This window comes from Salinivirga sp. (genome assembly GCF_055145285.1).
This window is the reverse complement of the sequence record NZ_JBSRDC010000033.1, coordinates 1-7,330: the sequence shown is the minus strand read 5'-3', so window position 1 is coordinate 7,330 and position 7,330 is coordinate 1. Positions and strand designations below refer to the sequence as shown.

9 protein-coding genes are annotated in these 7,330 nt (G+C 39.4%); all 9 read left to right on the top strand.

The genetic code is table 11. The annotated features are described in order from the left end of the window. Positions 1–204 precede the first annotated feature (204 nt). The 9 genes from ACTB0Y_RS07035 (at position 205) to arfB (ending at position 7,209) form a co-directional block, all read left to right on the top strand. Positions 205–690, top strand: coding sequence for a hypothetical protein (locus ACTB0Y_RS07035; protein ID WP_463206107.1), 486 nt, complete (start codon positions 205–207; stop codon positions 688–690). Between the two features lie 311 nt (positions 691–1,001). Further along, on the top strand, positions 1,002–2,954 hold the full coding sequence (locus tag ACTB0Y_RS07030) for a T9SS type A sorting domain-containing protein (protein WP_463206106.1): 1,953 nt from the start codon (positions 1,002–1,004) through the stop codon (positions 2,952–2,954). A gap of 212 nt (positions 2,955–3,166) precedes the next feature. Next, positions 3,167–3,451, top strand: coding sequence for a type II toxin-antitoxin system RelE/ParE family toxin (locus ACTB0Y_RS07025; protein WP_463206105.1), 285 nt, complete (start codon positions 3,167–3,169; stop codon positions 3,449–3,451). A gap of 11 nt (positions 3,452–3,462) precedes the next feature. Beyond that, the gene (locus ACTB0Y_RS07020) at positions 3,463–3,768 is read left to right on the top strand and encodes a HigA family addiction module antitoxin (RefSeq protein WP_057954557.1); all 306 of its coding nucleotides are present in this window, start codon (positions 3,463–3,465) and stop codon (positions 3,766–3,768) included. 227 nt (positions 3,769–3,995) lie between these two features. After that, complete coding sequence (locus tag ACTB0Y_RS07015; RefSeq protein WP_463206104.1) at positions 3,996–4,175, top strand: hypothetical protein; 180 nt, start codon at positions 3,996–3,998, stop codon at positions 4,173–4,175. A 149-nt stretch (positions 4,176–4,324) separates the two neighbouring features. Further along, entirely contained in the window at positions 4,325–5,428 is a 1,104-nt protein-coding gene (gcvT, locus tag ACTB0Y_RS07010) for a glycine cleavage system aminomethyltransferase GcvT (protein ID WP_463206103.1), read from the top strand. Positions 5,429–5,518: 90 nt separating this feature from the next. Further along, positions 5,519–6,244 carry a 2-phosphosulfolactate phosphatase gene (locus ACTB0Y_RS07005; protein WP_463206102.1) on the top strand — a complete coding sequence of 242 codons (726 nt, stop codon included), beginning with the start codon at positions 5,519–5,521 and terminating at the stop codon, positions 6,242–6,244. 42 nt (positions 6,245–6,286) lie between these two features. Beyond that, positions 6,287–6,790, top strand: coding sequence for a cob(I)yrinic acid a,c-diamide adenosyltransferase (locus tag ACTB0Y_RS07000; protein ID WP_463206101.1), 504 nt, complete (start codon positions 6,287–6,289; stop codon positions 6,788–6,790). A gap of 5 nt (positions 6,791–6,795) precedes the next feature. Then, a complete protein-coding gene (gene arfB / locus ACTB0Y_RS06995; protein ID WP_463206100.1) occupies positions 6,796–7,209 on the top strand; it encodes an alternative ribosome rescue aminoacyl-tRNA hydrolase ArfB in 414 nt (137 codons plus the stop codon). Positions 7,210–7,330 lie beyond the last annotated feature (121 nt).

Sequence of the window (7,330 nt, the reverse complement as noted above, 5' to 3'; positions counted from 1 at the left end):
AAAGGAGAATCGTTAAGAAAAGGTTTTATAAAAAGTGAATGAGAAAAAAAAATTGTACTATTGTATGATCTTTCAAAGTGGCACCTTTTCAACCGGAAAGAGTGGCATGGTTCGACCGGAATAACCAATCAGCATTATTATGACCAGATTAATGACTCATTGGTTATAACTCAATTTTACATTGGAAAGCCCATAAATCGAATCATGAAAGTCAAAGATCGGAATATTGTTTTTATTAGCGTTGATAAACATGACGCAGTAAGGACATATTATCAAAAATCGGAATACCAGAGATATTCGCAAATCATACACTTGTTGCATGATACTGTTGGGGATTCATATAATTTACCGATAATTGAAAAAGTACAATTCCATAAACAAAAATATAATGGACGAATTGTAGGAGTATGTATTTTTGCTGAGAGACTTCCGGATTCATTGGTTTCAAAAACATCATGGAACAAATTAATAATTTTGACTAGAGATTTATTAGAGGTTTTTTCTGCCATAAAGGATAAAAAATCCTTGTCTATATTTAACAATAATTACAATGAATTAGCTCAGGAAGAAAAACTATTGATTGACAAATTAATCCCGATATTTGTTGATATATATTTTGATGGACCATTTGAAATAGTGAAACCTCCTCCGCCACCGCCGCCGCCAAAAAAAAGACAAAAGTTTAAGTAAAGAAACAGTCTGCATAATACTGGTGCCAACAGCGGTGAATAAAGCAAAGATGGCCAGTGCATTTCATGGGTTTAAGGTTTTGATTTAACCCCGCCAACCTTTAGCTCGCAAGCACAATTTTAATCAATTATGATGTGAGCAACCGAAACGAAGTTAAAACTTCGTTTTGACGGATAAATTGATTAATATTGTAAAACAATGTTTTGGCTACGGAGCAGATTTTGAGGATATTACGAGTGATCCCTACGTTCAAAAGCAGCATACGTTTAAAACAAGTAGAAAAACACAAAATTGAATTAAATCCTAAAATTATGACAAAAAGAATTACATTTTTCGTACTCGGCCTGCTTGTAGCCTTTACGACAATGCAAGCACAAGATTGGACACAAATAGGAGTCGATATTGACGGAGAAGCAGCAGGCGACCAGTCCGGCTACTCAGTAAGTTTAAGTTCCGATGGATCGGTAGTGGCAATTGGGGCTATTGAAAATGACGGAAACGGCACTAATTCCGGTCAGGTTCGTATTTATGAAAACCAAAGTGGAACATGGACACAAGTTGGTGCAGATATTGACGGTGAAACAGAATACAACCAGTCCGGCTACTCAGTAAGTTTAAATTCCGACGGCTCGGTAGTGGCAATTGGAGCTATTGGAAATAACGCTAACGGATCTTATTCCGGTCATGTTCGTATTTATGAAAACCAAAGCGGAACATGGACACAAATAGGAACAGATATTGACGGAGAAGCAGCAGACGACGAATCGGGACTCTCAGTAAGTTTAAGTTCCGACGGCTCAGTAGTGGCAATTGGGGCTATTGGTAATGACGGAAACGGCTCTAATTCCGGTCATGTGCGTATTTATGAAAACCAAAGCGGAACATGGACACAAATAGGAGCAGATATTGACGGAGAAGCAGCAGGCGACCAGTCCGGCTACTCTGTAAGTTTAAATTCCAACGGCTCGGTAGTGGCAATTGGGGCTCGTAGAAATGACGGAACTGGCTCTGGTGCCGGTCATGTTCGGATATATGAGAACAATAGTGGAACGTGGACTCAAAGAGGTACAGATATTGACGGAGAAGCAGCAAACGACCAGTCTGGTTACTCAGTAAGTTTAAATTCCAACAGCTCAGTAGTGGCAATCGGAGCTTGGTTAAATGACGGAAATGGCGATATGTCTGGTCATGTTCGTGTTTATGAACATCCACTACCACCAACTATTACAAGCCAGCCTGCAAATCAAACAAATATTTGCCTCGGCAGCAATGTCTCTTTTACCATTGCCGGAGAAAATATTGATACATATCAATGGCAAGTAGATGAAGGTTCCGGTTTTGGAGATATTACAAACGGCGGTGCTTACAGTAATGCAACAACAGCTACTTTAAACATAACCGATGTAAGTCTTGCCATGGATGGCTATCAATATCGTTGTGTTGGGACAAATATTGTCGGTAATGCAACTTCTGATCCCGCAACTTTATCAACTGAGACCGAAAACCCTGTATTCACATCAACCCATAGCGACCAACAAGTTGATGCAGACGCAAGTTGCGAAGCAAGTTTACCAGACTATACCGGCGATGTAACGGCAACTGATAATTGCGATGCTGATTTGGATGTAACACAAAGCCCAACAGCAGGAACAACAATGTCGGGAGCATCAAATACGGTAACTTTAATTGTAACTGATGATGCGGGCAATTTTTCAGAAACTTCATTTAATGTTGAAGTTGTTGATAATACAAACCCTGTAATAACCTGCATAGGGGATATAGAAGTAGATGCAGATGAAACACATTATTACACAGTTCAAGGAACAGAATTTGACCCAACAGAAACTTCTGACAATTGCGGAGTAGATAATGTAGAAAATGATTTTAATAACTCAGCAACTCTTGAAAATGCTCAGTTACCCGAAGGCACAACAACAATAGTGTGGACAATAACAGATATTGCAGGAAATGATAATACTTGTAGTTTTGATGTTACTGTAAATGCTTATGTTGGTATTAAAACATTACAACAAAAAGGTATTTCAGTTTATCCAAATCCAACAAACGGAATTTTAAACTTTAAATTTGCTAGTAGCAATATTCAAAAATTAATAATTTCAGATTTAACTGGAAAACAGATAATTAAAATAACAGAAATGCATCAAAACAAACAAGTTGATTTGTCAAGTTTTGAAAGCGGAATTTATATTATTAGCATTCAAACAGATAATAAACTATTTACAACGAAAATAATAAAAGAATAAAAAGATGCTTTTAACATTGTATATGCGATAATTGCGGACCTTTGTGGTAACTTGAAACATAGTGCAGGTAATTTACATTTTATGTAATTGAAACTTAAATGCCTTGAAGTCACGCAACTTCGCATATACATTTCCGTTCTGGTGTATTTAAAAAACTTTGGCCGTCCGCAACTTTTTACCCATCTTTGGCGTTACTAATTAAAGAGATAAGTATGATTGTATCGTTTCGAACTAAGTCGACTGAAAAGATTTGGAATGGTGAACAGGTGAAAAAAATCCCGATTGAAATTCAGCAAATCGGACGACGAAAATTGAGAATGCTGAACAACTCACAAAATTTGGCTGATTTACGGATTCCGCCATCGAATCGACTAGAAAAACAAAAAGGATCGACTGACGATTTATACAGCATTCGGATTAACGATCAATGGAGAATTGTTTTTCGTTGGGACAGCAATCGCGCACATGACGTTGAGATTTTGGATTATCACAAATAAACGAATTGATTATGGACACTTTAGCAAACATACATCCTGGAGAAATATTATTGGAGGAATTTCTGAAACCAATGAGGATTTCGGCTTATCGACTGTCAAAAGACACCGAGATTCCACAAACACGGATTTCAATGATCATTAAAGGACAACGACGGATAACTGCTGACACAGCGCTTCGACTAAGTTCGTATTTCGGGACGACTGCAAAATTTTGGCTAGGACTACAGGACGATTATGACATTGAAGAAGTGAGCAAAGGAAAATCCAATCTTTTCAAGAGGATAAAATCAAAAACACATCAGAACAGCGGTGAGTGAGAATTTTGCACTGCTGCTGGTGTGTAGGCTTTTGGAGCTAAATAAACATCGCAAAAACTTTTTTTTTGACGGTGAAAAATTAAATTTGTAAAACAAAATTCTAGCGGTGCTGAACTCACTGCTTAACGGCGATTCGGTTGGCTACGGCGCTATTAAGGTAATTTTTATGAGTCAACCAAGTGCTCCATTGCTACAACGCAAACATATTTTTCATAAAATGACTAATTATGGATTATTTAATGGCAGTTTTGATAATTTTAGCCCTGGTGCTTTGGGTATGGGCCGTTTACGATATTAATATTTCGCGACTCAAAAGAAAAAATCATCAGAATAAATGGCTGCTGGCTGTGGTAATATTTCCGCTTTTGGGCCCATTTCTCTATTTCCAATTTAAGCGTAAGCCTTGAATTTTACCCAACTCCTTAATATTTACAATAGACAGACCGAAATTTGGTTTTAGGTAACACGGATTCAACCTCAAAACATATTCAATTTGCCATTCAATTTATTACATTTGTGCTCAAGCAAATAATGTATCATTTTTAAATTTATTATAATGAAAACCACAGCTTTCACGGCAATTCATGAAGACCTGGGTGCACGTATGGTTGACTTCGCAGGTTTTAAAATGCCAATAGAATATAAAGGAATCAAAGATGAACATACCAATGTACGCGAAAAACTGGGCGTTTTTGATGTCTCGCACATGGGCGAATTTTGGGTAAAAGGGCCTAAAGCTTTTAATCTGGTACAGCGAATCACTACCAACGATGTGGCTGCTCTTTACAATGGCAAGGTGCAATACAGTTGCATGCCCAACGGTAAAGGCGGCATTGTAGACGACCTTTTGGTGTACCGCTTCGATGAGGAAACGTATATGCTGGTTGTGAATGGTGCCAATGTGGAAAAAGACTGGAACTGGGTTACTCAGAATGCCAAAGAAATGGGTCTTGAGGTTGGTAAAGAAGTGTATAACGCATCTGATGAGATGAGTCTGCTTGCTGTTCAGGGACCACTGGCCTTGAAAGCCATGCAAAAAATTACAGAACAAAACATCATGGATATGGAGTTTTATACTGTGCAAAAGGTGAATATTGCCGGTATAAAAGATGTCATACTGTCTACAACCGGATACACCGGAGCCGGTGGTTGCGAAATTTATGTAGCCAACGAGGATGGTCCAAAACTTTGGAAAGCTGTAATGGAAGCAGGCGAGGAATTCGGAATAAAACCGGCCGGACTTGCAGCGCGCGATACCTTGCGCCTCGAAATGGGTTTCTGCTTGTATGGCAACGATATTGACGAGACCACATCACCTATAGAAGGTGCTCTCAGCTGGATTACAAAATTTGTTGACGGTAATGATTTTATCGATCGTGATTATCTCGAAAAACAAAAAGCGGAGAAACCGGAAAAACGTCTGAAACCCTTTATTCTGGACGAAAAAGGTATTCCACGTAAAGGCTACAAAATAGAAGATGCCGATGGTAATGAAATTGGAGAGGTTACTTCAGGTACCATGTCGCCTTCTACAGGTCAGGCAATTGGTTTAGGTTATGTGAAAAATGGTTTCTGGAAATCAGATACTGAAATTTACATACGCATACGTAAGAAAGCAGTAAAAGCACATATCACGAAGTTGCCTTTTTACAAAGGCTAATGCCACTGAAAATAATAATGCAAAGCATCGCCTTTTAAAGCGGTGCTTTTTTCATTAATTTTGCTTTATTATAACGAATCAGGAGCAATAATGAAGAGCGCACGACACGTCGATATTTGTTTTTCACCAGCCTTGTATACCAGCTATCACCGCGAAGGTAATTTGGTGGTGGTAATAGACCTGTTCAGGGCTACAACAGCCATAGTTACGGCCATGGCCAATGGCGCTAAAAGTATAAAACCCGTAGGCGATATTGAATCGGCACTGGCATGCAGGGAAAATGGTTTTGTGGTAGCCGGTGAGCGCAATGGCGATAAACTCGCAGAATTTGATTTTGGAAACTCTCCATTGGAGTTTACTTCTGAAGTTATTCATGGTAAACACCTCGCCATTACCACCACCAATGGAACGCTGGCTTTTGCAGCGGCTCGTGGTCAGGATACCATTGCAGCGGCTCTTGTCAATTACCGGGCTGTGGTTCAGTACATTTTATCGGGTAAGCAAGATGTATTGCTGCTTTGTTCGGGCTGGACCAATAAGATGAACATTGAGGATACACTCCTGGCAGGTAAATTTGCACGAGAACTGCTTTCTTATAAGCCTTTTTATTCATCATCGGACTCCATAGCCATTGCAGAATCAATGCTGGATGCTGCCGGAGATAATTGGTTGAAGTACATTTTAGAGGCTTCTCCACGGCTAAAAGGTAAATATGAGCTTTTGAAAGCCGATATGGCCTGGGCTATGCAGGAAGATATGGCCTCGGTAGTTCCACGTTTAAAGGGAGATATGTTACTTCCAGCCTCCGACTTTTAAAAACAGGCTGAATATTATAATTCACCTTTTAATTCAATAAGAATGTATCATGTAATCACGGGTAACGGAAAGGGTAAAACCACAGCAGCACTGGGCATGGCCATGAGGGCCGCAGGTGCTGGTATGCGAGTATTTATTGCCCAGTTTGTGAAAGGGGAAAGTTATGCTGAACATACAATACTTGACCAAATACCGGGCATTGATTATGCACTTTTTGGCAGGAGATGTTTTATATACAAAGAACCTGAAAAAGAAGATGTTGAAGCCGCACGCAATGGATGGGAAAAGGTGCATCAGGTGGTTCAGAATAAGGCTGTAGATTTATTAATACTGGACGAGTTACATATCGCGCTGTATTACCAGTTACTTGATACTGAAGAGGTAGCCGGGTTGATTCGAAAGAATCGCGAAGAAATTGAGATTGTCTCCACAGGTCGTTATGCCCCGGAATTTTTATTAAAGCTGGCTGATTTGGTCTCAGAAGTAAAAGAAGTTAAACATTACTATACCGAAGGTGTTGAAGCGAGAAAAGGCATTGAATTTTAGTGTATATGAGTGAATCGATACGAAATATAAACTTTGAAGATGAATTCGATTTTCAGTCGTCGCGTAGCAGCGGACCCGGCGGGCAGCATGCCAATAAAACGGAGACAAGGGTTACGCTGAGGTTCGATGTCAGTGCCTCAGCGCATTTATCTGATGCACAAAAGGCACGAATTTTTGAAAAACTCGGAAATGCCATTAACAGTGAGGGGGAGTTGTTAATATCCTCTCAGGAAAGCCGCTCACAGCACCAAAACAAGGAGATCTGTATTGCCCGGTTTTATGATATGATAGCAAAAGCTTTAAAAAAGCCCAAAAAACGTAAACGTACAAAGCCCACAAGAGCTTCCAGAAAACGCAGGCTCGATGAGAAACGGCAGCATTCAGAGAAAAAAGCGCGCCGGCAAAAGCCCGACTTTTAACCCAACTTGAAAATTTTGGTCTAAAAATCAGGAAAGTAGAAAAAATATTGGATTTCTTAAACACACATAACCAAGCAATTATAAAGAGCACATTTTTCGACCATATTCTTAATCAGCTGAA